General features: G+C 68.9%; 22 protein-coding genes, 1 tRNA gene and 1 other RNA gene. 11 read left to right on the forward strand and 13 right to left on the reverse strand.

Translation table 11 applies throughout. The features are described from left to right. Positions 1-272 precede the first annotated feature (272 nt). On the reverse strand, positions 273-1,208 hold the full coding sequence (locus tag QH276_RS07760; protein WP_280399888.1) for a TauD/TfdA dioxygenase family protein: 936 nt from the start codon (positions 1,206-1,208) through the stop codon (positions 273-275). Between the two features lie 365 nt (positions 1,209-1,573). Then, complete coding sequence (locus QH276_RS07765) at positions 1,574-2,344, reverse strand: deoxyribonuclease IV (RefSeq protein ID WP_280399889.1); 771 nt, start codon at positions 2,342-2,344, stop codon at positions 1,574-1,576. Positions 2,345-2,454: 110 nt separating this feature from the next. On the opposite strand from QH276_RS07765, the gene QH276_RS07770 reads away from it, so the two are divergent. Next, positions 2,455-3,816, forward strand: coding sequence for a serine/threonine-protein kinase (locus QH276_RS07770; protein WP_280399890.1), 1,362 nt, complete (start codon positions 2,455-2,457; stop codon positions 3,814-3,816). A 290-nt stretch (positions 3,817-4,106) separates the two neighbouring features. Further along, on the forward strand, positions 4,107-5,990 hold the full coding sequence (locus QH276_RS07775; RefSeq protein ID WP_280399891.1) for a serine/threonine-protein kinase: 1,884 nt from the start codon (positions 4,107-4,109) through the stop codon (positions 5,988-5,990). A 136-nt stretch (positions 5,991-6,126) separates the two neighbouring features. Here the strand turns inward: QH276_RS07775 and QH276_RS07780 are convergent, their stop codons facing one another. Further along, the gene (locus QH276_RS07780) at positions 6,127-7,413 is read right to left on the reverse strand and encodes an ROK family protein (protein WP_280399451.1); all 1,287 of its coding nucleotides are present in this window, start codon (positions 7,411-7,413) and stop codon (positions 6,127-6,129) included. Positions 7,414-7,765: 352 nt separating this feature from the next. Next, positions 7,766-7,915 carry a hypothetical protein gene (locus QH276_RS07785; RefSeq protein ID WP_280399452.1) on the reverse strand — a complete coding sequence of 50 codons (150 nt, stop codon included), beginning with the start codon at positions 7,913-7,915 and terminating at the stop codon, positions 7,766-7,768. 222 nt (positions 7,916-8,137) lie between these two features. Between QH276_RS07785 and QH276_RS07790 the strand changes: the two genes are divergently transcribed. The 3 genes from QH276_RS07790 (at position 8,138) to QH276_RS07800 (ending at position 11,560) form a co-directional block, all read left to right on the forward strand. After that, the gene (locus QH276_RS07790) at positions 8,138-8,527 is read left to right on the forward strand and encodes a hypothetical protein (protein WP_280399453.1); all 390 of its coding nucleotides are present in this window, start codon (positions 8,138-8,140) and stop codon (positions 8,525-8,527) included. A 1,753-nt stretch (positions 8,528-10,280) separates the two neighbouring features. Beyond that, positions 10,281-10,844, forward strand: coding sequence for a hypothetical protein (locus tag QH276_RS07795; protein WP_280399454.1), 564 nt, complete (start codon positions 10,281-10,283; stop codon positions 10,842-10,844). Then, positions 10,844-11,560: an ESX secretion-associated protein EspG gene (locus QH276_RS07800; RefSeq protein WP_280399455.1), complete on the forward strand. Its 717-nt coding sequence runs from the start codon at positions 10,844-10,846 to the stop codon at positions 11,558-11,560. Before QH276_RS07795 ends, QH276_RS07800 begins: the two co-directional genes overlap by 1 nt. Positions 11,561-11,566: 6 nt before the next feature. On the opposite strand, the gene QH276_RS07805 is transcribed toward QH276_RS07800, so the two are convergent. Next, on the reverse strand, positions 11,567-12,139 hold the full coding sequence (locus tag QH276_RS07805; protein WP_280399456.1) for an HhH-GPD-type base excision DNA repair protein: 573 nt from the start codon (positions 12,137-12,139) through the stop codon (positions 11,567-11,569). 185 nt (positions 12,140-12,324) lie between these two features. On the opposite strand from QH276_RS07805, the gene QH276_RS07810 reads away from it, so the two are divergent. Next, positions 12,325-13,131, forward strand: coding sequence for a methyltransferase domain-containing protein (locus tag QH276_RS07810; RefSeq protein ID WP_280399462.1), 807 nt, complete (start codon positions 12,325-12,327; stop codon positions 13,129-13,131). A 13-nt stretch (positions 13,132-13,144) separates the two neighbouring features. On the opposite strand, the gene QH276_RS07815 is transcribed toward QH276_RS07810, so the two are convergent. The 3 genes from QH276_RS07815 to QH276_RS07825 form a co-directional block, all read right to left on the reverse strand. Beyond that, positions 13,145-14,431, reverse strand: coding sequence for an aminotransferase class I/II-fold pyridoxal phosphate-dependent enzyme (locus QH276_RS07815; RefSeq protein ID WP_280399457.1), 1,287 nt, complete (start codon positions 14,429-14,431; stop codon positions 13,145-13,147). Between the two features lie 283 nt (positions 14,432-14,714). Then, positions 14,715-14,809: signal recognition particle sRNA small type (ffs, locus tag QH276_RS07820), an RNA gene on the reverse strand. A 142-nt stretch (positions 14,810-14,951) separates the two neighbouring features. Beyond that, a tRNA-Ser gene (locus QH276_RS07825) sits at positions 14,952-15,037 on the reverse strand. 145 nt (positions 15,038-15,182) lie between these two features. On the opposite strand from QH276_RS07825, the gene QH276_RS07830 reads away from it, so the two are divergent. Continuing rightward, positions 15,183-15,920 carry a hypothetical protein gene (locus QH276_RS07830; RefSeq protein WP_280399458.1) on the forward strand — a complete coding sequence of 246 codons (738 nt, stop codon included), beginning with the start codon at positions 15,183-15,185 and terminating at the stop codon, positions 15,918-15,920. Between the two features lie 211 nt (positions 15,921-16,131). Here QH276_RS07830 and QH276_RS07835 read toward each other — a convergent pair whose 3' ends face one another. Then, the gene (locus tag QH276_RS07835) at positions 16,132-17,601 is read right to left on the reverse strand and encodes a hypothetical protein (protein WP_280399459.1); all 1,470 of its coding nucleotides are present in this window, start codon (positions 17,599-17,601) and stop codon (positions 16,132-16,134) included. 88 nt (positions 17,602-17,689) lie between these two features. Then, entirely contained in the window at positions 17,690-18,280 is a 591-nt protein-coding gene (locus tag QH276_RS35350) for a DUF397 domain-containing protein (RefSeq protein ID WP_348536637.1), read from the reverse strand. 99 nt (positions 18,281-18,379) lie between these two features. Between QH276_RS35350 and QH276_RS07845 the strand changes: the two genes are divergently transcribed. From QH276_RS07845 to QH276_RS07855, 3 genes are read left to right on the forward strand one after another with little or no spacing between them, the layout of a single operon-like run. Further along, a complete protein-coding gene (locus QH276_RS07845; RefSeq protein ID WP_280399461.1) occupies positions 18,380-18,931 on the forward strand; it encodes a DUF309 domain-containing protein in 552 nt (183 codons plus the stop codon). Then, positions 18,928-19,863, forward strand: coding sequence for a tRNA glutamyl-Q(34) synthetase GluQRS (gene gluQRS, locus QH276_RS07850; protein ID WP_280406679.1), 936 nt, complete (start codon positions 18,928-18,930; stop codon positions 19,861-19,863). Before QH276_RS07845 ends, gluQRS begins: the two co-directional genes overlap by 4 nt. 48 nt (positions 19,864-19,911) lie before the next feature. Next, positions 19,912-20,604 carry an RDD family protein gene (locus QH276_RS07855; protein WP_280400511.1) on the forward strand — a complete coding sequence of 231 codons (693 nt, stop codon included), beginning with the start codon at positions 19,912-19,914 and terminating at the stop codon, positions 20,602-20,604. A 168-nt stretch (positions 20,605-20,772) separates the two neighbouring features. Here QH276_RS07855 and QH276_RS07860 read toward each other — a convergent pair whose 3' ends face one another. After that, positions 20,773-21,306: a DUF4190 domain-containing protein gene (locus QH276_RS07860; protein WP_280400512.1), complete on the reverse strand. Its 534-nt coding sequence runs from the start codon at positions 21,304-21,306 to the stop codon at positions 20,773-20,775. A gap of 37 nt (positions 21,307-21,343) precedes the next feature. On the opposite strand from QH276_RS07860, the gene QH276_RS07865 reads away from it, so the two are divergent. Then, positions 21,344-22,117, forward strand: coding sequence for a queuosine precursor transporter (locus QH276_RS07865; RefSeq protein ID WP_280400513.1), 774 nt, complete (start codon positions 21,344-21,346; stop codon positions 22,115-22,117). A 49-nt stretch (positions 22,118-22,166) separates the two neighbouring features. Here the strand turns inward: QH276_RS07865 and tgt are convergent, their stop codons facing one another. Together tgt and QH276_RS07875 are read right to left on the reverse strand one after the other, a co-directional pair. Next, positions 22,167-23,420 carry a tRNA guanosine(34) transglycosylase Tgt gene (gene tgt / locus QH276_RS07870; protein WP_280400514.1) on the reverse strand — a complete coding sequence of 418 codons (1,254 nt, stop codon included), beginning with the start codon at positions 23,418-23,420 and terminating at the stop codon, positions 22,167-22,169. Between the two features lie 45 nt (positions 23,421-23,465). Then, the gene (locus tag QH276_RS07875; RefSeq protein WP_280400520.1) at positions 23,466-25,361 is read right to left on the reverse strand and encodes an ABC transporter ATP-binding protein; all 1,896 of its coding nucleotides are present in this window, start codon (positions 25,359-25,361) and stop codon (positions 23,466-23,468) included. Positions 25,362-25,366: the final 5 nt, after the last annotated feature.

Raw genomic sequence — 25,366 nt, forward strand, 5'->3', positions numbered from 1 at the left:
CTCCGGGGCAGGGCGGGCAGCCGATGCCAAGGGGGCGGGCGGTATACCGAGGAGGGCTCGATATACCGCTCGGCCTCGCGGTGGTGCCCCCCCCTAACCCGTTACCGGGGCCGGGCCAAACCGCGACGGCGTTGGTAACCGTCGCGGTGTCCGGCGGCAATACGGTGGCCAGCCGCGCGGGAAACGACACCAGGCTGCCCCCCCCCGGGCCGGCTCCGCGATGGCCGCGGCGGTCTTACCCGGCCCGGTGCGAGCCCGGCGAGGCGGTGGGTTCAGGAGGCCAGCCGCTGGGGCTCCTCGACCACCGAATAGTGCGTCGCGTCCCCGGTGAGTACGGTGCTGGGCCGGCCGTCCACGCCGACCGGGATATCACCGGCGAGGGTGATACGGGTGAGGCGACGGGGCTGGTTGTCGTAATCGTTGATCGCGTAGTGCTGGGTGGCCCGGTTGTCCCAGATGGCCACGTCACCGAGTTGCCAGTTCCAGCGCACCGTGTTCTCCAGCCGGGTGACCCGGTCCTGGAAAAGACGGAACAGGGTCTGCGATTCGTTCGTGGAGAAACCCGCGAAATTCTTCACGAAATGGCCGAGCAACAGGGCCCGCTCGCCACTCTCCGGGTGCACCCGCACCACCGGGTGCTCGGTTTCGTACAGCGACGATTCGAACTCGGCGCGGTGCTCGCGGGCCTTCGCGTCCGGCTGCTGACCGTGGCGGGCCGCGTAGTCGTAGACATTCGTGTGCACCGCGCGCAGGCTCTCGGCCAGCTCCCGCAGCGGTTCGGGCAGCGCGTTATAGGCGGCGACCGTGGAGGCCCAGGTGGTGGAGCCCCCGTACGGCGGGAGGGTCACCGCGCGCAGGATCGAGGCCTTCGGAATCCGGTCCACGAACGTCACATCGGTATGCCAGCTGTTGGCGGCGCCGTATTCGGAATCGATGGCGAGGGTCTTCTCACCGTGCGAGGTCACCGTGGGATGCGGGGTGGTGGGACTGCCCAGCAGTTCGGCGAACTCGTACTGCCCGTCCTCGGTCAGGTGGTGCTGGCCCCGGAAGAAGATCACCTTGTGCTGCACCAGCGCCTTACGGATCACCTCCACGGCGGCGGGGCCGAGATCGCCGGCCAGCCGGACGCCGTCGATCCGGGCACCGATCTCGGCCCCCAGCTTGACCACGACAGGGAGTGCGGTGGGAGAAGTGTTTTCGGAAGTCATGGGTACCTCACGGATCGCAGCGGTTGATAACGCCTCCCGAGCACACCATCGGCTCCGTCCGCCGAAAAGGTTTGCGGTCGCGCTGAGCGCAACGCGCTCCGGACCGGCGCCGGCAACACAGGTCGGCGCGCGCTGCTGCGCCGGTCGGCGAGGGCCATGGCGTGGCGGGTACCGAGCGTCAGCGGCGCCGTGTCCGCGCAGCCGTGCTAACACGGCGCCGTGTCGGCGAGATCGCCTGTGCCCCGCACAGGAGGCCGGGCCGCGGACTGATCTGCGGACAGTCGTGGCCGCGGCGTCGCGCACCCGTTATGCGGCGGGCCGCCTCGGGATCGTGATTTCACCGCCGGATCGGCCCGCGGACACGTCTAGCCGAGATGTTCGCGGAGATACGCGAGATCCTCGGCCATACCCTCGGCAGGGGTCTCCAGGACCACCGGGGCGTCGGCGGTGCGGCACACCTCCGCGAGCAGTTCGGGGTCGATGGTGCCGGTGGCGAAATTGGCGTGCCGGTCCGCACCGGAATCGAACGCATCGCGGGAGGAGTTCAGGTGCACCAGATCGATGCGGCCGGTGATCGCGCGGATCCGTTCCACCACGCCCACCAGGTCTTCGCCGCCGGCCCAGGCGTGGCAGGTGTCCAGGCAGAAACCCGCGCCGAACTCGCCGACCGCGTCCCACAGCCGGGCGATGGTATCGAAATGCCGGGCCATCGCATGATTTCCGCCGGCGGTGTTCTCGATCAGGATCGGCACCGCGAAACCGCCCTTGTCCTGCTGGCGTTCGAACAGTTTGCGCCAGTTGACGAAGCCGGCCGCCATCTCCTCGTCGGACCGGACATGGCCGCCGTGCACGACCAGCCCGAACGCGCCGAGATCGGCGGCCGCCTGCGCCTGCAGGGCCACCGCGTTGCGGGACGGCATCCGCAGCCGGTTGTTGGTACTGGCCACATTGATCTGATACGAGGAATGCACCACCACATCGATCGGGCTGGCGAGGATCTGTTCGGTGGCGGGGTGGGGCTCGGGTTTGTCCCAGCTCTGCGGATCCACCACGAACAGTTGTACGACATCGGCGCCGAGTTGCTCGCCGTACCCGATCGGGTCGCTGTCCATCCGGACGTGTGCTCCAATGCGCATACGGTCAGACTATCGGCCGCTTCCGACACCGGGCCCTCGTGTTGCGCGCGGGCGGTGCGGGAAGATACACCGGTAGAATCGTGCACGACCCGACGAGGGGGAATTCGGCGATGCTCCAGCCTGGTGAGGACTTCGCGGGCTATGCCATCCGACGGCGGCTGGGTGTCGGGGGAATGGGCATGGTCTTCCTCGCCAGACATCCCCGGCTGCCCCGGCTGGTGGCACTCAAACTGCTCAACCCGGACCTGTACTCCGACAGGGAGATCCGGCTGCGTTTCGAACGCGAATCCGAACTCGCCGGCCGGCTCGAACACCCCAATATCGTCACCGTCTACGACCGCGGCGCCGAGGGCAAACAGCTCTGGATCTCCATGCAGTACGTCCCGGGATCGGACGCCTCACTGGTGGACCTGCACGTACTCGACCCGCGCCGGGCGGTACAGATCATCGCCGATACCGGTGTCGCGCTGGACTTCGCGCACGCCAACGGGGTGCTGCACCGGGATGTGAAACCGGGCAATATCCTGCTCGCGAAACCGCCCATCGGCCAGCCGGAACGGGTGTTGCTCACCGATTTCGGGATCGCGGGGGTACGGGACGCCGAGACCACCATCGCCGCGGCCGATACCATCACCGCCACTCTCGCCTACGCGGCGCCCGAACAACTGACCGGTGCGAAACTGGACCACCGCGGCGATCAGTACTCGCTGGCCTGCACGCTGTTCTGGCTGCTCACCGGATCGGGTCCGTATCCGGGTTCCAATCCGGCCGAACTCATCCAGGCCCATCTCCGCGCGCCGATCCCGCGGTTGAGCCGGATCCGGCCCGGGTTGCCGCCCGCGCTCGACGACGTACTGGCGCGCGCGCTGGCCAAGAGTCCGGCCGACCGCTTCCTCAGCTGTACCGAGTTCGCCGCCGCCGCGCGGCACGCACTGCGCCCCCCGGCGCGCGGTGGGCACGCGCCGGGGCCCGGGGTGCGGCTGCGCCCAGGGCCGCGTATGCCCGGACCGGGGGCTCCGGCGTACGGTTCCGGCGAATTCGGGCAGGCCGGCGTGCCCGGCGGGCCGCCGTACCGGTCCACCGAATACCGGCAGGCCGGTGCCGTACCGCCGCGGTACGGTTCGCGCGAATACCGGCGACCGCCACCGGTGCCACCGCACGGATCCAGTGAGTACCGGCGCCCCGCCGCTCCGGGACCGCGGCACGCCGCGGGTAATCGACCGCCGGCCGACGCGGGGGAGCCGCCGCCCGCCTCGACCGAATTCCGGCCGCCCGGCCCCGGTGCGCGGCGGTCCGTCCCGGGCGGTCTGCCGCGGCCGGATCCGCCCCGGCCGGAGCCGGCCGAACCCGCGGTTATCGATCTGCCCAGTTTTCGCCGCCGCCCGGGTGGCGGTCCGCCGGTACCGGAGCCACGCGGCTCGGCACCGCCCGATCTGGGCGGCGCACCACCGCAACCAGGCGGTACACCCTGAAGTAGTAGATCCGGAACGCGCCGCTGCCAGGTACTGCCGGGGTGGCGGACGGCGGGGGAGCAGGGCTCGGCCGAACCCGATGCCCGGGCGTAGGGCGTGGCCCGGGCCTGCCCGGCGGGGTGGCGGGTCGCGGGCTGGTGAGCCGGGAGATGAGAGCCGCCGGTGAAGTATCGGCTCCTGCTATGGTTTCGATGATTTCGCGTGACCGAACCGATGCGGTCCGGTCACGCTTTTCGTCTACGCACGTGTTGCCGGTGGGTCCCGGCGGCGCGGCGGGAATTGGAGCGGACATGCTGGCCAACGGCGATGTTTTCGCCGGCTATGTCATCGACCGGCAACTCGGCCGCGGTGGGATGGGCTCGGTCTATCTGGCGAAACATCCGCGGCTGCCGCGGATGACGGCGCTGAAACTGCTGAATCGGGAGATGTTCTTCGATAAGGAGGTGCGCGCCAGATTCGAACGGGAGGCCGATCTGGTCGCCCGCCTGGACCATCCCAATATCGTCACGGTGTACGACCGCGGGCTCGAGGACGAGCAGCTGTGGATCTCCATGCAGTACATCGACGGTATCGACGCCGCCTCGGTCGATCCGCAGAAACTGCCCCCCGAACGGGCCGTGCAGATCATCGCCGAAACCGCGTCCGCGCTGGACTACGCGCACGGTATGGGCGTGATGCACCGCGATGTCAAACCCGCCAATATCCTGCTGGCCCGCTCGACCGGCGGCCGCGGTGAGCGGGTCTACCTCACCGACTTCGGTATCGCCCGGTTGCGCGACGACACCGGGCATCTCACACAGACCGGTACGTTCACCGCCACCCTGGCCTATGCCTCACCCGAACAGCTCACCGGCGCCGATCTGGACCACCGCTCGGACCAGTACTCGCTGGCCTGTTCGCTGTACTGGCTGCTCACCGGGAACGGTCCGTTCACCGCCACCAATCCGGCCGGCGTGATCCAAGGACATCTGCAATCGCCGCCGCCGTCGCTGCACGCGGCCCGGCCGGAACTGCCGCCCGCCCTGGACTCGGTGCTGGCCAAGGCGATGGCCAAACGCCCCGACGACCGCTTCACCTCGTGCAGCGAATTCGCCGAGGCGGCGAAGCTGGCGCTGACCTCGCCCGGTTCGCCCGGTATCCCGCCGTCGCTACCGCCGACCGCGGTGGCCTCGCCCTACCAGCCGAACGCGCCGTACAGCAGCGGCGCGAACCCCTATCCCAGTACCGCGGCGCCGCAGCCATACGCTGCCGGTACGCAGGCACAGCCGTATGCCAGCGGTGTCCAGCAGGGGCAGCCGTACGCGAGCGGGATCCAGCAGGGGCAGCCGTACGCCAGCGGTGTGCAGCAGGGCCAGCCGTCCTACCCGAGCGGTTACCAGCAGCAGCCCGCCGAGCTGGGCGGTCGGCCGAACAGCGATATGCATCAGCAGCCCTACGGGAGCGGCCCCGGCTATCCGACACCGGTCGGCCAGCCGTACGGGGGCGGTCCGGGCGGCTACACCGGGCCCACCAGCTATCCGCAACCGATGCCGCAGGTCGCCCATGGCGGGCCACCGCCCCGGAAATCGAATACCGGCCTGATCGCCGCGATCTGTATCGGGCTCGTGGTGCTGATCGGTGTGGTCGTCGGTGTCGTGGCCCTGGCCACCAGCGGTGGCGGCGAGGGCGGTGACAACGAGGCCGCCGGCACCTCGACCCAGACCACGGTCGCGCCGGTGCCGGCCACCGCGGATTCCATCAGCAAGGAATTCCCGCAGCTGGTGCCCGCCACCAAGGAAGAGGAAATCGGTTACAACGGCGCGAAATGCTGGGAAACCGATGACGGCTACACCCCCAGCCCCGACGACGGCGAACCCGACTTCGGCAAATGGGCCTGGCAGTGGCGTTGCTACGGCGGCGGCGACAACGACGACCCGTTCTACCGCATCTATGTCTACGATTCCGCCGACGAGGTCGACTCGGTGGTCAAGGGCCTGCCGGCCACGGCCGAGAAATCCAGCGACACCAACGGCAGCCGCACCTACACCAACTACAAATGGGACAGCGACGGCCCGAAGATGGTCACGGTGTTCACCAACCATCCGGAACGCGCGCAGTACCTGATGTACACCGACGGCATCGTCGGCACCATCCCCGAGATGGTCACCTGGTGGAAGTCGGCGCCCCTGAACTGAGTCGTGTCTTAGGGGGCCCCAACCGCGGCGCGGGGTTTGGGCCCCCAGGTGGCCCCGGGGGGGGGGGGGGGCGCCGGGCGCCCGGCGCCCCGCCCCCCCCCGCCCGCGCCGCCCCCCCCCCCGCGCCCCCCAAAAACTACACTGCCTGGAGGCGGCGGAGGGCGGCGAGGGGGTCGGCGTAGAGGGCGCTGAGGGAGCTCACGACGGCGGCGAACTCCTGCACCTTCGATGCGTAGCCGGTGACCCGGATATCGGTGGGGGGCAGTACCGTTGCCTCGTTGAACGAGCGGGCGACATGCGCCAGGCCGGGGCGGTAGGTCGTGAAGGCCTGGCCGCCGAGTACCACGCGGTCGGGGTTGAGCATATCCCGCACCAGGGCCACTGTGCGGCCGAGCACAGTGGCCCGGTCCGCGAGCAGTTCGCGGGCCGGTTCCGAACCGTTGGCGGCGGCGCGGTAGAGGTCGCCGATGTTCGAACTGGCTTTGCCGTTGTGCGCGGGAATGATTCCGTGTCCGACCGCCCGCGCGTGGAGTCCACGGTCACCGACCGTGGCTTCCAGGCACCCGCGCCGGCCGCATTCGCATTCGACGTCGGAACCGGTCGGGAGGTGGGCGATCGAGCCGGGGCCGTTGCTCGGGGTGTGTACCCGGCCGTCCAGGGTCACCGAGATACCGGCGGTTTCGCGGACGTAGAAGTAGAGGCTGCTGCCGTGCAGTGCGGCCGCCGGGTCGGGGGCGTCGGCCGGATCGCCGTGTACCCCGGGCAGCAGCAGTTCCGCGGCGGCCATCGCCTCGACGTGCGGAGCGACCGTGATCGGCAACCCCAGCACCTCGCTGAACACCGCACCCACCGGTGCCGCCTGCCAGCCCAGTTTCGGATGGTCGACCACACCGGTACTCGGATCGACCCGGCCGCCGATGGCCACGCCGACCCACAGTGGCGTCCGCCGATACCACCGCTGGAGGAAGGATTTCGCACTGTGCGCGACGGTTTTGACAGCGAATTCCTGCCCCGTTTGCGGTGTCGCGATGGTGAGGCCACCCAGGATCCGGCCCCGTAGATCGGCCAGCACGATTCTGGTGGCCGCGGCACCGATATGGACTCCGAGGGTGCCGAAGGTGTCGATATCCACCTCGAACGGCACCCGGGGCCGGCCGACCGCGCCCGAGGCGGTGAGGTCTGCGCGCTCGCGCAGCAAACCGGCTGTGAGCAGTGCGGAGACCTGGCGATTGACGGTGGCGATACTCAAGCCGGTGGCGCGGGCGGTCTTATCGCGGAAAACCGGGCCGGTGGTGGCCGAGCGCAGCACGGCCGCGGCCGGATTATCGGAGACCCGCAGGTCCGGGGGAACGACGGGACGGGCGACGCGGGTGCGGACAGCGGGGGCCTGCGACGAGATACGTTCGGCGGTACGGACAGCCATATGATTTCCTCGATGAATTCCGGCTCACGCCGGATATGCCTATATGAACTACAACGAGGCGGCGAGTGGTTCGAGATCGCTCAACCGCGGCGGCGGGAGCAACACAACTCGCGAGTGAGCGGCAACCGGAGACCGAGCGCGGCGGTCACATAAGTGACCGGCTTCGGTTTGGTGCCGCTGGTAGACATAACAAATAAATTAACATCCCTTGCCGCGCCGTACCAAGGGGTTCCTTACCGACGTATCCCGGATCCGGGCGTTTCACCAGGTAGTGCGCGGTTTTCCGGCGCGTCCGGAACCGTCCGCCCGGTATGGTCCACCGGACAGGGCCCGGCCGGTTCACCTCGACGTTCTACAGATGCGTCCCGTCCGGCCGATTTCCGGCACCGCGCGCGAGCGTGAATTCACCGACATCGACATTCCCCGGGAAAGTCCGGGAAATATTGCCCACTGCGCCGCGATAAATATTCTCCGGGAATTCACGGAAAATATTCTCCGTCACCGAACGGGGAATATCCCCGCGCGCTCGCGGAGGCCATGCGACAACCCCGGGACAGCTCCCTCGGGCAGTCCGACGAACGTGCCGAGGGGATGGTTTTCCGGAGACCTCCCGCCCACGGTGGCGATCGATGTCGTGGCCGTACGGAACTATCGACCCTGGTCCGGGACCTTTTCCGCTGCTATGCTCCGGTCTCGAGGTGGGGAGTGACGAAGGGGGAGAACGATGTCCATCCCAGATCTGGGCCGGCAGGCCGGGATTCGGCTGCACGACGCGGCTCGCGCCGGCGAGTTCCGGATGTCCGAAGAGGTCGCGCGGGAACTGGCCGCTTCCTGCGACCGGCTGGTGGAGCGGCTACAGGCGGCACGTAACGGCGCCGCCGAGCTCACGCAGGTAGCCGGTTTCCCGGAACTACCTTCGGGCCGGGCACTGACCGCCGGTTTCAGCGCGAAAGGGCGGGAACTACTCGACGTGCTCACCGCCTTCGAGCAAGCGGCGCTCCGCCACAAGGCGGCCTATCTGGCAGCCGCCGCATTGTTCGAAGAGGCCGACGCAGCCAACGCAGCTGCTCTGGCCGCGGCGCTGGCGGATACCGGCCCGATTACGGCATCATAGCCAATTACGCAGGGGCACAGCAGTATTGACATCACCCGGTCCGGCATCCACCCGGTGGGCACGGACCGCGCGAACAAGGGGGCAGACCGTGACACACCAGGGGCAGGCCGGCGCACCGAGCGCCGGCACCGATCCGGCCTACGTGCCCGATCGCGAGGTTTTCGATTCCTACACTCATCAACAGATCTGGGATCTGGCCCACGAGCCGCTGGCACCGGCCGAACTGCGCCGCGTGGCCGATGCGTGGGGCGCGGCCGCGGACTCCGTGGAATCGGCGTTCGACGAACACGCCCGCGAGCTCGGCCGGCTCTCCGGCGAATGGTCCGGTCTCGCGGCGTCCGCCGCGCACACGGCTGCGGCCGGCCTGATCCGGGCCGGTGACGATACCGTCGCGGTCTGCCGGGCGCTGCATCAGCTCATGGCGGCGAATGCCGATGCCGCCGAAGCTGTCCGGGCGGCGCTACCACCGCCACCGGAGCCTTACCGGCCGGATCCGGACCCCGCGGTCGAGGCGGCGACCGGCGGCCCCCGCCGCACCGCCTACAACACCGCCGCGGCGGCGGCAACGGCCACCGCGCAGGACACCATGACCTACACCTACAACCCGACGATCCCGGCGAGCGGCGACAACGTCCCCCGGTTCCCCACCGCCCTAGCGACGCCGGACACCACCCCGGTATCGGGCCTCACCGGCACGCCGGCCTTCCTCAGGACACCGAGCACCGATCCCGGACCGGGAACAGGACCGGGACCGGGACCGGGACCGGCCAGCGAAACGAATTCCACCGCCCCGGCAGGAACCACCGCCCCCGAGACCGGCGATACGAATACCGCCTCGGCACCGGGAGGAGCCGGTACGAACCCGCCATCACCGACCGGCTCCCGTCCGGACCTGCCTGGATCGGTACCCATATCGACCGGCCTCTCCTCGGTCCCCGCCCCGGCGCAACCACCCACGGTTCCGACCGAAGCACCCACAGCCCCAGCCGTGGCACCCGCAGACCCGGCCGGAACACCCGCAGACCCGGCCGAAGCACCCGCGGACCCGGCCGGACGCCCCGCAGGCCCAGCAGATGCATCCGCATCGCCGGCCCGGCCACCCGTGAATCCGGGGGGAGCCCCGGCAGATTCCGCACCCCATGTGGACGCGCCGGGATCCACGCCCCCACCGTCCGCGGAACTACCGGCAGGCACAACCCCCGCCGGCACGGCTCCCCCGCCCGACACCCCGCCCGCCGGAACGGATCCCGCGGGCCGATCCACCCCGGCCACACCCGGTACAACACCGCCCGCGTCGCCCGGCAGCGCCGACCACACACCACGTCCACCCGCGGGTCCGTCGACCACCCCGCCACCGGCGCCGATCCCCCCGGGCACAGGCCCGATAAACCCGCCCACCGCCCAACCACTTCCCGTACCACCGCCTACCGCTCCGGTGCCGACCGGCACAGGCCCGGCAACCCCACTCGCGGCCCCACCGATCTCCGCCACACCGATCTTGACGGGCACTGGCCCGGCGAACCCGGCCACGGCCCAACCGATCCCCGCCGCAACACCCATCGCACCGATCTCAACCGGCACAGGCCCGGCAACCCCGGCCCAGCCGGCACCCGCCACGCCGATCCCAACCAGCGCAGGCCCGGCGAACCCTGCCCCGGCCCAACCGATACCTGCCACACCACCGACCACACCGATTCCGACCGGCACAGGCCCGGCAAACCCAGGCCCGGTAAACCCACTCACAACCCAACCGGTGCCCACCGCACCGCCCAGCGCTCCGGCCGGGCCCCTGCCCGCCCCGGCGCACGGCAGCCCGGCCGACCCTCCGGTGGGCTCCGGTCAGCCACCGGCTCCTACCGCGACCGGAAACCGCCCGGGACCGTCGCTGCCCGCAGTCGGTCCGGATATCGCGGCACCGGCCGTTCCAGGCCCTTCTACCCTCACCGGCGCCGGTCCCGCCGGGCCGGAGTTCAACGGTTCGGACCCCGGCGCACCCGGCACCACCCGCCCCGGCGGCCCGACGGGCCGCGAACCGCTCGGGCCGGCGGGGACCGCTACGGAAAGTCCAGGTTCCCGGGCGGGTGAACACGAGCACCCGGCCGGACGGCCGGCGCGGCTGGTTCCCGCCGGGGTGCCGCTGCCCACCGGCACCGCTGCGCCGGCCCGCACGGCCGGCGACGAGCGCTCGAGCCCCGATTACCTGCACGCTCCGAACGAGGATCTGACGGCGACCGAGCCGATGGTCCCGCCGGTTCTCGGCGAGTACACCGAGGCCGAACGAACCGAACGTGCCGATCCGGGTGGCGGGAGCCACTGATGGAATGGGTGTTCACGCCGGACGAGTTCAGTCACCTCTGGCAGACCGAAACAGGACTCGACCGGCGCCCCCACCCCATCGATCTCGCCCCGCGGGGGACCGCCGCCACCGAGCGGGAACGGTCGGCGCTCGGACTCGACCGGCGGTTCCCACCCAACGGCGACCCCGATCTCACCGGCACCCTGCGCTTCCTGGCCCGCACCGACGTCACCCGGATCACCGTTTTCGGCGACGAGTTCGACGGTCTGGAACGCCGCGGGGAGCCTGTGCTGGCAGTCGCCGTCGGATTCGGTAACTGGGGTGCGCTGGTACGGGCCCGGGCCGGGGAGATCACGGTGATCGCCTGCCACGCGCGCACCGTCGGCAAACATGTGGTCAGCACGCTCGGCCCGGCGCGGGCGGGCAAGCTGCCCGCGATGCGAGAGCCACGCTCGGCGGTGCTCTGTCCCGAGCCCGGCCTCGGCCCGGAGGGCACCGCCGCGATCGGGGCCCGGCGGCTACGAGCGGCACTCCATCGGCCGATCGACGCCCGGGGCTTCGTCACCATCGCCGTCGCCCCGGAAAACCCGATGTCGCCGCCACCGATCCACCGCACCTGGCTCGATTTCACCGGCGACGGGCGCTATCTGCTCGCCGCGGGCGCCGACCTGTCGCTCACCCCGATCGGCGATTCCGGCCTGGCCACCGAACTCACCCGGCTGGCGCGCCTGCGCTGACCGGTCTCACTTCTGTTTCGCAGCCGCCTTCAGCTGCTTCTTGAACGCGCGGACTTCGAGCAAGGTCTCGTTGTCGACGATATCGGCCGCCGAACGCCGTGACCCCGGCTCGGCATAGTCACCGGCCGCCGCCTCCCAGCCGGGCGGGCGGATATCGAGCTGTTTGCCCAGGAGTGCGAGGAAGATCCGGGCCTTCTGATCGCCGTACCCGGGAAGTGCTTTCAACCGTTTCAGCACCTCTTTGCCGTCCGGGTCCCCGGCGGTCCAGATCGCCGTCACGTCACCGTCGTAATGTTCGATCACAAAGCGCGCCAGATCCTGGATCCGCCGCGCCATGGACCGGCCGTAGCGGTGGATGGCGGGTGGTGTCGCGGCCATCTCCTCGAATTCGGCCTGGTCGGCCGTGGCGATCGCGTGGATATCGAGCCCGCCCATCCGGTCGGCGATCTTCTTCGGACCGCGGAAGGCGTGTTCGAGCGGATACTGCTGGTCCAGGAGCATCCCGATCACCAGCGCCAGCGGGTTCTGCGATAGCAACCGGTCTGCCTCGGGGTCCTGCGCCAGACACAATTCGGCCATTGCCTTCTCCTCACCGCGCCTAGGGAGCATGAGCGGGGCCCTGCGCGGTGACGCTGCGCCACCGCCTTCTGACGCACATGCTCGGGACTACAGCGATGATCCCACGGCCTCCGGGCACATATTAGGCTCGCCCCATGCCAGACACGGCGATCTACCCACCCACCACACTGGATGGACACGGACCCATGGACAGTTTCGGGTTACGCCCCGACCGTTTCGACTCCGCCGGCCAGGACCAGCTGGTCGATATCCGCGATCTACAGGCCACCATCCCCGGCCTCACCCGGCTGCGGGAATGGGCGCACGAGGCGCTCGCGCTGCAACCGGGTGAGCATGCCGTCGATATCGGCTCCGGAACCGGATCGGAGGTCATCGCCTTCGCCGAGGCGGTGGGACCCACCGGCCTGGCCGCCGGCGTCGAACCCGACCCCAATCTGCTCGCCGCCGCCGAACGACGTGCCGCCGAGGCCCACTCCACCGCGACCTTCCACTCCGGTGACGCCTACGGTGTGCCGTTCGGCCCGGAGACCTTCGACGCCGTGCTGTGCGAACGGGTGTTCCAGCACCTCACCGCGCCGGCGCGCGCGGCCCGCGAGATCGCCCGCGTCCTGCGCCCGGGTGGCCGGACGGTGGTGATGGATGCCGACTGGGGTTCGGCGATCGTGCACCCCGGCGATACCCGGGTCGTCCGCGAGGTCGTCGACACCCTGATCTCGGCGACCACGAATCCCTATTCGGGCCGCCGATTGCAGGGGCTGCTCACGGCCGCGGGCCTGGAGGTCGAGAGCACCGGGTCGCATGCTCTGGTTCAGGACCGTTCGGTGGGGGCCGGGGCGCTGGTCAGCCGGGTTTCCGCGATGGCCGTAGCGCGCCGGGTGATCACCGAGAGCGACCGGGAGCGGCTGCTCGCCGAGCTGGCCGCGGGCGCCGCGAGCGGGGATATCCACCTCTCGGTGACCATGTTCGCGGTATACGCCCGTAAACCGGCCTGACCGGCCGGCGGTCCTACTTCAGCAGTTTCTCGGTCGCCGCCAGGAGCACGCAGGTCGCCAACCCGTCCATGGCCTGTTCCAGCTCCGGCAGCGCCGGGAAACTGGGGGCGATCCGGATGTTCTTGTCCTCCGGATCCTTCTTGTACGGGAAGGCCGAACCGGCGGCGGTCAGGGCGATCCCGGCGTTCTTCGCCAGTTCGATGACCCGCGACGCGGTGCCCTCGAGCACATCGAGGCTGACGAAGTAGCCGCCTTTGGGCTCGGTCCAGGAAGCGATCTTGGACGACCCCAGACGCTCCTCGAGGATCCGCAGCACCAACGCGAACTTGGGTTCCAGGATGGCGCGATGCTTCTGCATATGCGCGCGCACCCCGGCGGCGTCGCTGAAGAAGCGCAGATGACGCAACTGGTTGATCTTGTCCGGCCCGATGCTCTTCTTCGACGCATGGCCCAGATACCAGTTCAGGTTCTCGGTGGAGGCGCCGAAGAAGCTCACGCCCGCACCGGCGAAGGTGATCTTCGAGGTGGAGGCGAAGACCAAGGGGCGGTTCGGATTTCCGGCCGCCGCGGCGAGCGCGAGCACATCGAGCACCGGCGCCGCGGTATCGGTCAGCGGATGGACGGCGTAGGCGTTGTCCCAGAACAAGCGGAAGTCGGGCGCCGCCGCGGGCATCGAAACGAGTTCCCGGACAACCTCTTCGGAGAACACCACACCGGTGGGGTTCGAGTAGTTCGGCACCGCCCACAAACCCTTGATCTGCGGGTCCGCGGCGAGCAGTTCGGCGATCATCCGGGTGTCCGGCCCGTTCTGCAACATCGGCACCGGGATCATCTCGAAACCCAGGGATTCGGTGATCGCGAAATGCCGGTCGTAACCCGGGCTCGGGCACAGGAATTTCACCACCGGCTCGTCGGCCCACCGCCGCGGCGAATCGGGTAGCCCGTGCAGGGTGGCGTAGACGATGCTGTCGTGCATCAGTTCGAGGCTGGCGTTGTTGGCGGCGATCAGGTTGTCGACGCCGATCCCGAGGAGTTCGCCGAAGATGGCGCGTAGCTCCGGAAGACCGTGCAGACCACCGTAGTTACGGCAATCGGTGCCGGTGCCGTCGCGGAAATCACCGTCGCCGGGCAGCGAGAGCAGCGCCGAGGACAGGGCGAGTTGTTCCGGCGAAGGCTTACCCCGGGTCAGATCGAGAGCGAGCGCAGCGGCCTGCAGTGTCGCGTAGTTCGCGGACTGGAGTTCGTGCTCGGCGGCGAGTTCCTCGGGACTCATCAAACCGATCTGGGTTTGCCGGGGCATCCTGGACAGCCTTTCCAACGACCTGGTGGGGTGAATGCGCTTATGAGCGGCCGGTGTGACGGCCGCCCCGGGCCACGTTACCCGTAGGGCCGAGACGGCCGGGAGGTGTTGGGATTCTCGGTGGGCGCGGACCCCGGCTCGGATACGGCAGCACGATGAGTCCGCCCGGCGGGGAAGTGCGGTGCGACCGCGACCGGCTGCGCCCGAAACAGTCCGGCGAAAGAAACCGGGAGGGGAAGTGGAGGCAGACGCCCCGCTCAGGTAACCGATGTCACGGTCCGGATTAAGGGGACCCCGCGCACCCGGCAGAGCCCGTTGACCCTTGCTGCCTTCCGGCCCTGGGGGAGTTCACAGGATGCGCGCCGCGCGGGATCCGTGGGCCAGTGTAGCGGCTTGCGGAGACCACCCGCGCCGGGGGGCGCGGCAACTGTGCGCCCCGGCCCCGCGCACGAGCCCAACGCGCACGCCCGGTGTACAGAAAGACCCCGCCGGGGTGAGTTCCCACCGGCGGGGTCGGTTGCGGAGGATGCGGGATTCGAACCCGCGAGGGCTGTTAACCCAACCCGCGTTCCAGGCGAGCGCCATAGGCCACTAGGCGAATCCTCCGCCGAGCAGCATACCTGCCACCCCGCGCATCGTGAAAACGCCCGCTCAGCGCCACTCGGCCGGACCAGCGGATGAGCCGCGCCTATAGCATGAATACCGTTATCCCGCAAGATATCCGATCTCCAGCCTTGCTGAGCACCCAATTGTGACGGCCGTCGCGCCCGGCCGGGCCGACGGTGCCATGATGGGCGCCGTGGATCCCCAGGTGATCGAGATCGTTCAGAGTTCCCCGGCCTGGTGGCAGTCGTGGCTGCCGCTGCTCGGTTCGCTCGCGCTCGGTGGTGCGGCCGTGATCGCCGTACTGGTCAACAATCGGACGAACCGGGATGCGATCGCCGCCGCCGACGAGCGGGCTCAGCGCACCCTCTCCGTCGCGGCCCAGCAGCAGAACGACAGCGCCCAGCGGCAGGCAGACACTACCCGGCTCTCCCTCGACGCGGCCCACCACCAGGTGGAATCCGCCCATGCCGTGGCGTTGGTGCAGGCCGGTGAGCATTGGCGCCGGGACGCCGTCGTCGCGGCCGTGGCCGATTCGCTGGGCATGTCCAGCCGTATCTGCCAGGCGCTGCGCCGCGACGAGGACTGGACCGACGAACTCATCGGCGATCTGATCCACGATCTGGAGGCCGGCTCCGATCGGGCCAACGTCCTGCGCCTGGTCGGCTCGGACCCGCACTACAAGCAGTGGCGCCGTCTCGCCGACACCCTCTCCGACGTGCTGCTCTCGGCCCTCACCCTGCAACGCAAGAAGTTGCAGGACGCCCCGCCGGAGGAGATCCGCGCGGCCCGCGACCACAAAACGCAACTGCTCGGCGAGGTCCGGGTCGCCGAACGTGAACTCATCATCGCCACCCGCGAAGAAATCGGCATCGACCCGAGCTGAGCGACCCGAGCGCCGGTGCACCCGGCCCACGGGCAGCAGCGGTGCGACGACGCCGTGTCCGAGCCCGCGATCCGGCGCGCGAACCTCACCGGGCCGGCGAACTCACCGATGTGCGGCCCCCGGCCGATTCCGCCCCAGGTCACCCGGTCGCGCCGGCCGCCACACTTTCCCTCGCCTCTCGTGTAGGCAGCGGGCCGCACCGCACGCAGCCTCAAGCGAGCAGGCCGGGCAGCTCACGCAACGCGTCCGCCACCAGACCGGCATAGCTGTCGACCGCTACGACACCGGGATCGGCATGGATCGACACCGTGACGGTCGACCCCAGGCCATGGATTCCGTGCGTGAGATGCATCACCGAGCCGAGCGCGGGAAATCCACCGGTGAACCGCACGGGTGCACCGCCGAACACCAGATCCGCCGGACCACGGTTCACGCTGGAGACCACGGTATGCCCGGTGATCCGCCCGGGCACGCTGTCGATCGGATAGTCGCGGACGTCGCGCCGCAGGAACAGCGGCGGGACCACCGCGGTGACGGCATCCTGTGCGTCCAGCAGCGGATTCCGCGCCCGCTCCCGGCGCGCCGCCAGCTCCGCCGCGATCCGGACCGCCCGGCTGCGCGGCTCGGGCTCGCCGGCCGCCAGGTCCACCCCGAGGCTGCGGTAGTTGTTCCGGACGCCGGGGCGCGGCGGCAACGCCATAGGCACCTGCGCGCCCAGCCGCCCGGCCTCCTCGCCGCGCTCCCGCAGGTAGCGCTCGAGCGCGATCGAAACGACCGTCAGCCCGACCACTGTGACGCTCAGTCCGGGGATCCGGAAATCGTCCGCCGGGCATACCAGCATCCGCACCGCATGCCCCACGAGATCGGCGGGACCGTTGAGCGGCCCCGGCGGATACCCGTCGCCGGGTGGCGGTACCAGGCCGGCTTCGGTGAGCGCCGCGAGTTCGTTGCGGGCCTGCGCGGCGGCGGTACCGCGCCGGACGGTGCGCACCACTCCGAGCGGCAGCGCCGCGGCGGCCCGGAGGGAAGCAACACGCGCACCGAAGGAGAGACATTCACCCACCGGCCGCGCTCCGCCGGCGGACTGCACTGGCTCACGCTCCCGCTCGGACCGACGGATGGGTGGTGTCTGCGCGTGGTCACCGGCACGAGGCATGGGTTCGGCCCCGGGACCGGCGGGCCGGCCACCGACGGCGCCGGTACCCGCTCGCGCGGGTCCGGTGAACAGAGCGCGGGCGATGTCGGCGGCCCCACGGCCGTCGGCCAGCGCATGCGATATCTGCACGACGACCACGGTCACCTGCGGGTCGGGCGCCGGACTGTCCCGGATACCGCGGAAAATATGCAGCAGCCAGGGATATTCCGTCGCGTCGACGCCGGTGCCGACCAGCTCACCGAGAGCGGTGAGGAGTTCCGGCCAAGACGGTGTGGCGAGCCGGTGCAACAGGACCTGCGCGTGCTCGGGATCGGCGTGGATCCACCTCGGATAGGCGAGGCCGGTGGGATCGTCGCGTAACCGCACCCGCAACCCGGGAATCGCGGCACAACGGGACAGGAGGCCGGCACACAGTTCGGTATCCGTGTGGGTGGATTCGGCGAAACAGTAGAGAAGGAACTGGTCGTTGCGGGTGCGCCGGGACAGCCAGTACATGGTGGCGTCCGGGGCTGCCAGCGAGATCACCGGCCGACCCTAACGTCGCGGGACCGGCGACAGGCAAAGACCCCGGGCCGCTGGGCCCGGGGCCGTACTGCCTGATATAGGAACAACCTCAGGCGCCGCGGAAATCTCCTGCCGACACTCCGGACAGGAACTCGGCCCATTCGCCGGGCGCGAAAGCCAGTACCGGTCCGTTACCGCGGTCCTTGGTATCGCGGACCGCTATGTTGCCGTCTCCGAGAAATGCCACCTCCACGCAGTTCCCGTCCGGGCCACTGTATGAACTCTTCCGCCACACAGCACCCGTCATATCCACCTTCACGGCACTGCACTCCTTCGCTGCGTCGATAATTCGATTCCTGCATAGTTCCTGAACTAGCTGGTATCCGGTGGAGAACACCGAATACAGAGATGCACGCGCAGATAGCGAGCAAATATCCGGTTTGCCAGGATCGGACTCGCACTGTCCGCGAACACATCTGACGCGATGGCTCAAACCCCTTGTGAGCGGCCTCGCATCGGGAAGACTAGCAGGTTCAGCCGGGATTTGCCGATCTCTTGCCAACTGGACCAATGCTCTTGCCAATCCCGCTAAGATGCCGCATTGCTGTGCAATTGCGGACTTATAAGGAAGACTTTGCTCGAAAATGTCCGTAATGGATCGGAATGGACCAATGTGATTATTATGTGATCGCCCATTCATCCTATGTCAATCCCTCTAACGCAGTCTCCGGAGGGCTTCGGAGCCGATGCGGAAGGGCCCCGCACCGGTTCCGCAGGCCCACAGCGCGATGATGGCCGTATGCCCGAACGCGATCGCGACGATCAGGGACGCGCCGCCAACGCCCGCCCCCGGGACCGGCTGGGACGCCCGCTACCACCGGGTTCGCCCGGAATCCCGCGCATACCCGACGAGCTGGACCTCCCGCCGGACCAGGCACTCGCCTACGCCCAGCGCCTGCTGGACCAGGGTCTGGCCTTCCACGCGCACGAGGTACTGGAATCCGTCTGGAAGAACGGCCCGGCGGCCGAACGCATGCTGTGGCAGGGACTCGCGCAATATGCCGTCGGCCTCACCCATATCCAGCGCGGCAATCCCACGGGCGCACGCACGCTGCTGCACCGCGCGATCGGCCGGCTCCGTGCCTTCGACCCCGCCGCAGCGGGCCACCCCGCGGGCGCCCTCCCCTACAACCTCGACGGTCCCGGCCTGATCGCCCACGCCGAAGGCCTGCTTGCCGAGTTGGATGCGACGGCCCCGCAACCAGCCGGCCCGCCACCTCGTGGCTCCGCGCCGGCGCCTCTCATCGACGAGTCCAGGCTCTTCCCCCGGCTCGTCCGCGACCTACCATGACAACGATGCCTACCGACTCCCCGGCCGACGCCGGCCGGTACGCCCCCAGCCCCTCGGGCGATCTGCACCTCGGCAATCTGCGCACCGCGCTGCTGGCCTGGCTGTTCGCCCGCAGCACGGGCCGGCGTTTTGTCCTGCGCATCGACGATCTGGACCGCGTCCGCCCCGGTGCCGAAGCACGCCAGATCAGCGATCTGGCCGCTCTCGGCCTCGACTGGGACGGCCCGGTACTGCACCAATCGGATCGGCTCTCCCGATACGACGCGGCCGTCGACCGGCTCACCGCCGCGGGCCTGACCTACGAATGCTTCTGCACCAGGCGCGAGATCCAGCAGGCCGCCGCCGCCCCGCACGGCCCCCAAGGGGCTTATCCGGGCACCTGCCGCGACCTCACCCCGGCCGAACGCGCCGGACGCCGCGCCGCCGGACGCCCCGCCGCGCTCCGTCTGCGGGCCGAACGGCCGGATTTCGAGATCACCGATCGGCTCCACGGCACCTACCGCGGCCCGGTCGACGATCTCGTCCTGCGCCGCGGCGACGGGATCCCGGCGTACAACCTGACCGTTGTGATCGATGATGCGGAACACGGCGTGGACCAAGTGGTCCGCGGCGATGATCTGCTGCCCTCCACCCCGCGGCAGGCCTACCTCGCCACCCTGCTCGGCTTGCCGGTGCCCGAGTACGCCCACGTCCCGCTGGTCCGCAACACGGCAGGGCAGCGCCTGGCCAAACGCGACGGCGCGGTCACCCTCGCCGACCGGCTGGAGCGCGGCGACTCCGTGCGGGGAGTGGTCGCGATGTTGGCTACCTCACTCGGATTGTCGGGCGGTAGTGCGGCGGAACTGCTCACCGGTTTCGATCCCGGCCGGCTGCCACGGGACCCGTGGGTGCTCGACCCCGACAGCTTGGTGTGCGCGGCCGGTAATCCGTAATCTGGCCTGCGACCGGCTCTTTACGATTTTCGAGTTCAGGCAGGCGAAATGACCAGTGGCGGGTACGACCCCAGCAACCACCCCCAGGCCGGGCAGCCCTACGGGCAGCCACCGCAGTACGGGGCTCCCGGGCCGTACGCACCGCCGCCGGGGCCACCCGCGCAGTCCCCGCCGTACGGGCAGCAGCCCCCGCCGTATGGGCAGCAGCCCCCGGCCCCGAAACCGGCGCCGCCCACCTACGAGCAGACGGTTCATCCCCAGCGGCAGTACGGCGGGCACCAGTACGGGCAGTTCCAGCCCGCATTCGGAGTCCCGGGCAAGCTGTGGCCACGTTTCGCGGCGCGGCTGATCGACAACCTGATCGTCGCGCTGCCGCTGTCGATCCTGCTCAATTTCGTTCTCGTACCGAATATGGAGGGCTTCGGCGGGATCTCGGTCAGTTACGCGATCGTCTTCGCCGCCGTCCTGCTGTACTTCGTGCTGATGGAGAGCCGGACCGGCGCGACGCTCGGCAAGAAGATCCTCGGGCTCAAGGTGGTGGCACCGAACGGGGCGCCGACGGTGCCGTTGCTCGCCTCCCTGAAACGCAATGTCTACCTTGCCGTCTCGATCATCCCGTGCCTGGGCTGGCTCGCCGGGCTCGCCCTGATGATCTATATGGCCGCCACCCTCGACAAAGACCCGAACAAACAGGGCTGGCACGACAAGCTGGCCGGCGGCACCCAGGTCATCGAAGCCTGAGCGCGTCAGGCCCGGAGGCGGCAGCGCCGCATCACCACGCAGGGCCCGCGCTCAGGCACATCGGACACAGCCTGAGCGCGTCAGGCCCGGAGGCGGCAGCGCAGCGTAACCACGCAGGGCCCGCGCTCAGGCACGATCGGCACAGCCTGAGCGCGTCAGGCCCGGAGGTTACGCCGACGTAGCGATCATGATCACGACGTACAGCACCAGCAGGACGATCATCCCGACGCCCACCCAGATCCCGGCCAGCGCCAGACCGCGCCCCTCCTGGCCGGTTTCCTTGATCTGATTGAGCGCGATCACGCCCATGATGATTCCGGCGATGGCGCCGATACCGCAGCCGCAACCCGCCAGCGAGCTGATGAGCGAGGCGATCGCGAGCCCGTTCGTACCCCGGTTGGCCGGATAGCCGTACGGCTGATAGCCCGCCGGGTACCCGGCGCCCTGGGGCGTGGCCGGGTACGGATTCGCGGGATAGGACGGCGCCGCCGGGTAGGGGTTCGGCGGCGGCGTCACCGGATTCGCGGTGGGCGGTACGGAATACGACGGAGTCGCGGGCGGCGGCGTGGGCGCCGGGGCCGAGGGGTACGACGGGTAACTGGACGGTTCGCCCGCGGACGGCTGCGCGTTCGCGGGATCCGACGAGACGCCCGACCCCCCGTACTGCTTCCACCATTCATCGGAGTTGCCGGGGTTCGTCATGGTTACACCCTATTCGAGAGTTTGGTTGGATAGCCGGGTGGAAGATTCGAACAAACCCCCGTTACCCGGCAAGTCTGGACACCCCGCGTCCGGTCACGCGGCATTCGCCCAGGTGGCGCGGGGGTATTACACACCGATCGTCGTGTTGTTCACGGCGACACTGCTCATCTCCAATATCTGCGCGACCAAAGGGGTGCAATTCTTCGCCGGCAGCTCGCTCACCCTGGGCCCGCTGGAGATCCTGCCCGTATCCACCGATGCCGCGTTCTTCTTGTTCCCCCTGGCCTATGTCCTCGGTGACGTGCTCAGCGAAGTCTACGGTTTCCGCGCGACCCGCCACGCCGTGTTCTACGGCTTCGCCGCACTGCTGCTGATGGTGGGCTGTTTCGCCGTGGCGATCCAGTTGCCACCGGCGGTGTTCTACGAGAACCAGGAGGCGTTCCGCAGCGTTATCGGCACCACCCCGCAGCTGGTGGCGGCCGGGCTGGCCGGTTATGTGGTGGGCCAGCTGCTCAATTCCGCGACCCTGGTGCTGATCAAGGAGCGGACCCGCGAGAAGTATCTGTGGGCGCGGCTGATCGGTTCGACCGTGGTGGGTGAACTGGCCGATACCCTGATCTTCTGTTCCATCGCCGCGACCGCGATCGGTATCGACAGCTGGAGTCAGTTCGTCAACTACGTGATCGTCGGGTTCCTGTGGAAAACCCTGGTCGAGGTGATCATGCTCCCGGTGACTTACCAGGTGATCGCCCTGCTCAAGAAACACGAACCGACCTACACCCCCCGCGAAACCACACCACTTCGTTCCTGACCCGGTCCGTTGTCCCCGGGTCACCCTTCGGGGACAACGGACATACCTCTCAGGGTGCGGTGATCCGCCCCTTCCAGCGGCCCAGCGTCTCGGCACGGAACTCGTCGAAGTACCCGCCGTCGATACTGGCCCGGATCCGGTCGACCAGCCGGACCGTGTAGCGCTCGTTGTGGATCGTGCACAGCGTGTACGCCAGCATCTCCTTCGCCTTGAACAGGTGGTGGATGTAGGCACGGGTGTAGTGGCCGCAGGTGTAGCAGTCGCAGGTGTCATCGATCGGGGTGAAATCCCGTTTGAACCGCAGCGTATCGATATTGAACCGGCCGGCGTCCACGTAGATCCCGCCGTTGCGCCCCACCCGGGAAGGGTTCACGCAGTCGAAGGTGTCCGCGCCGGCCTCGATGGCGGCGAACATATCCTCCGGTTCGCTGATCCCCAGCATATGGCGCGGTTTGTCCGCGGGCAGTTCGTCGCAGCACCAGCCGACGATGGTGCCCAGATTGTGTTTCTCCAGCGCGCCGCCGATCCCGTAGCCGTCGAATTCGGTTCCTGCGGCACCGCGGATCTCGGCGAGCTCCCGGGACGCCTTGCGCCGCAGGTCCTCGTACTGCGCGCCCTGTACCACCGCGAACAGCGCCTGATACGGCCGATGCGCGCGGGCCGCGGTGAGCCGTTCGTGCTCGTCGATACAGCGCTGCGCCCACTCGTGCGTGCGCTGCACCGATTTCTCCTGGTAGCCGCGGGTGTTCATCAGGGTGGTGAGTTCGTCGAAGGCGAACATGATGTCGGCGCCCAGCTGATGCTGGATCCCCATGGACACCTCGGGGGTGAACCGGTGTGTCGACCCGTTCAGATGCGACCGGAAGGTCACCCCGTCGTCGTCGACGGTGGCGAGGCGCTCCTTACCCTTGGCGATCACATCGTCGTTCTGGACGCCGACGGTTTCCATCGCCAGCACCTTCTTGAATCCGACCCCCAGCGACATCACCTGGAAGCCGCCGCTGTCGGTGAACGTGGGCCCGGGCCAATTCATGAACGCCGCCAGCCCACCTGCCTCGTCGACGATATCCGGGCCGGGCTGTAGATACAGGTGGTAGGCGTTGGCGAGCAGGGCCTGCGCGCCCAGCTCCCCCATCGTCTCGGGCAGCACAGCCTTCACCGTCGCCTTGGTACCCACCGGGATGAAGGCCGGGGTGGCGACGGAACCGTGCGGGGTCCGGATCACCCCCGTCCGGCCGTGCCGGCCGTCGAGGCGGGTACCGATGCTGAACGAGAAACCGGGGCTGTCGGACACGCCCGCCATCCTCGCAGGTAATCCCTCAGGCAGTGCCCATGGGGCCTGACCCGCTCAGGCCTCGACCGCGGCCGCTGCGAACTGCGCGCTGTAGAGGCGGTAGTACGCCGCCTGCCGCGCCAGCAGTTCCTCGTGGGTGCCCTGTTCGACGATCCGGCCGTCCTCCATCACCACGATCAGGTCGGCGTCGCGGATGGTGGAGAGGCGGTGCGCGATGACAAAACTGGTCCGGTCGCGGCGCAGTTCGGCGGTGGCCTGCTGCACCAGCAGCTCGGTGCGGGTGTCCACCGAACTCGTGGCCTCGTCGAGCACCAGGATCGTGGGTTTGGCGAGGAACGCGCGGGCGATGGTGATCAGCTGTTTCTCGCCGGCGCTGACCCCCGTGCCCTCTTCGTCGATCACGGTGTCGTACCCGGCGGGCAGGGAGTGCACGAAACGGTCCACGTAGGCGGCGCGCGCGGCGGCGAGCAGCTCGTCGTCGGTCGCGTCCGGGTCGCCGTAGGCGATGTTCTCCCGGATGGTGCCCTTGAACAGCCAGGTGTCCTGCAACACCATGCCGATCCGGGAGCGCAACTGATCGCGGCTCAGCGCGGTGATATCGACCCCGTCGATGCTGATCACGCCGGAATCGAGTTCGTAGAACCGCAGCAGCAGATTGACCAGGGTCGTCTTCCCCGCGCCCGTGGGCCCGACGATCGCCACCACATGCCCGGGTTCGGCGACCAGCGACAGCTGCTCGATCACCGGCTGCTCCGGGTGGTATCCGAAGCAGACATCGGTGAATTCCACCAGCCCGCGCTCGGGCGGGACGGCGATCTCCTTCGCCGGGTCGGGGCTCTGCTCGTCGGCGTCGAGGATGTCGAAGATTCGCTCCGCCGAGGCGACGCCCGACTGCAGCAGGTTCGCCATGGCACCGATCTGGGTGAGCGGCTGGCTGAACTGGCGCGAGTACTGGATGAACGCCTGCACCTCGCCCAGCGACAACTGTCCCGAAGCCACCCGCAGCCCACCGATCAACGCGACCAGCACGTAGTTCAGGTTCCCCAGGAACATCGAGGCCGGCATGATGAGGCCGGAGATGAACTGCGCCTTGAAACTGGACTGGTACAGGTGCTCGTTGCGCTCGTCGAATTCGGCGCCCACCTGCTTGCTACGGCCGAACGCGGTCACCACCTCATGGCCCGTGTAGGCCTCCTCGACCTGCGCGTTCACCAGGCCGGTGTACTTCCACTGATTCACGAAATGCGGTTTGGACCGTTTGGCGATCTGCGCGGTCACGAAAATCACCGCGGGCACCGTGAGCAAGGCGATCAGCGCCAGCAGCCAGGAGATCCAGAACATCATCCCGAGGATGCCCAGCACCGTGAGCAGCGAGATCAACAGCTGGCTCATGGTCTGCTGCAGGCTCTGCGAAATATTGTCGACGTCGTTGGTGACCCGGCTGAGCACATCACCGCGCGGGGCGGTATCGAAATAGCTCAGTGGCAGCCGGTGGATCTTGTCCTCCACATCGGCGCGCAGCCGTTTGATGGTCCGGTTGATCAGGTCGTTGAGCAGATACGCCTGCAACCAGCCGAACACGGCGGCACCCAGGTACAGCACGAGGACCACGATCAGCACCCGGCCCACCGCATCGAAATCGATCCCGGCACCGGGGACCACATCCATCCCCGACAGCATGTCGGCGAAGGTGTCCTGCCCCTGCGCCCGCAGCCCGGCGATGGCCTCGTCCTTGCTCACCCCCGCGGGCAGCTGCCGGCCCACCACCCCGTCGAAGATCAGGTTGGTGGCCTTACCCAGCAGGTACGGGCCGGCGATATTGAGCACCACCGATACGACGCCCAGCGCGATGATCAGCACCACCAGCAGCCGTTCCGGCGCGAGCCGCCCCACCAGCCGCTTCAGCGACGGTGTGAACGACCTCGGTTTCGCGTCGGGCGCACCCGCCATCCCCG

It is taken from the genome of Nocardia carnea (genome assembly GCF_029869215.1).
Taxonomy (GTDB): domain Bacteria; phylum Actinomycetota; class Actinomycetes; order Mycobacteriales; family Mycobacteriaceae; genus Nocardia; species Nocardia carnea_B.

Bases quoted from the DNA above. Each gene is read 5' to 3' on its own strand.
- QH276_RS07760 (WP_280399888.1), bottom strand. From the start codon at position 1,208: ATGACTTCCGAAAACACTTCTCCCACCGCACTCCCTGTCGTGGTCAAG.
- QH276_RS07765 (WP_280399889.1), bottom strand. From the start codon at position 2,344: ATGCGCATTGGAGCACACGTCCGGATGGACAGCGACCCGATCGGGTAC.
- QH276_RS07770 (WP_280399890.1), top strand. From the start codon at position 2,455: ATGCTCCAGCCTGGTGAGGACTTCGCGGGCTATGCCATCCGACGGCGG.
- QH276_RS07775 (WP_280399891.1), top strand. From the start codon at position 4,107: ATGCTGGCCAACGGCGATGTTTTCGCCGGCTATGTCATCGACCGGCAA.
- QH276_RS07780 (WP_280399451.1), bottom strand. From the start codon at position 7,413: ATGGCTGTCCGTACCGCCGAACGTATCTCGTCGCAGGCCCCCGCTGTC.
- QH276_RS07790 (WP_280399453.1), top strand. From the start codon at position 8,138: ATGTCCATCCCAGATCTGGGCCGGCAGGCCGGGATTCGGCTGCACGAC.
- QH276_RS07800 (WP_280399455.1), top strand. From the start codon at position 10,844: ATGGAATGGGTGTTCACGCCGGACGAGTTCAGTCACCTCTGGCAGACC.
- QH276_RS07805 (WP_280399456.1), bottom strand. From the start codon at position 12,139: ATGGCCGAATTGTGTCTGGCGCAGGACCCCGAGGCAGACCGGTTGCTA.
- QH276_RS07810 (WP_280399462.1), top strand. From the start codon at position 12,325: ATGGACAGTTTCGGGTTACGCCCCGACCGTTTCGACTCCGCCGGCCAG.
- QH276_RS07815 (WP_280399457.1), bottom strand. From the start codon at position 14,431: ATGCCCCGGCAAACCCAGATCGGTTTGATGAGTCCCGAGGAACTCGCC.
- QH276_RS35350 (WP_348536637.1), bottom strand. From the start codon at position 18,280: ATGAATGGGCGATCACATAATAATCACATTGGTCCATTCCGATCCATT.
- QH276_RS07845 (WP_280399461.1), top strand. From the start codon at position 18,380: ATGCCCGAACGCGATCGCGACGATCAGGGACGCGCCGCCAACGCCCGC.
- gluQRS (WP_280406679.1), top strand. From the start codon at position 18,928: ATGACAACGATGCCTACCGACTCCCCGGCCGACGCCGGCCGGTACGCC.
- QH276_RS07855 (WP_280400511.1), top strand. From the start codon at position 19,912: ATGACCAGTGGCGGGTACGACCCCAGCAACCACCCCCAGGCCGGGCAG.
- QH276_RS07860 (WP_280400512.1), bottom strand. From the start codon at position 21,306: ATGACGAACCCCGGCAACTCCGATGAATGGTGGAAGCAGTACGGGGGG.
- tgt (WP_280400514.1), bottom strand. From the start codon at position 23,420: ATGGCGGGCGTGTCCGACAGCCCCGGTTTCTCGTTCAGCATCGGTACC.
- QH276_RS07875 (WP_280400520.1), bottom strand. From the start codon at position 25,361: ATGGCGGGTGCGCCCGACGCGAAACCGAGGTCGTTCACACCGTCGCTG.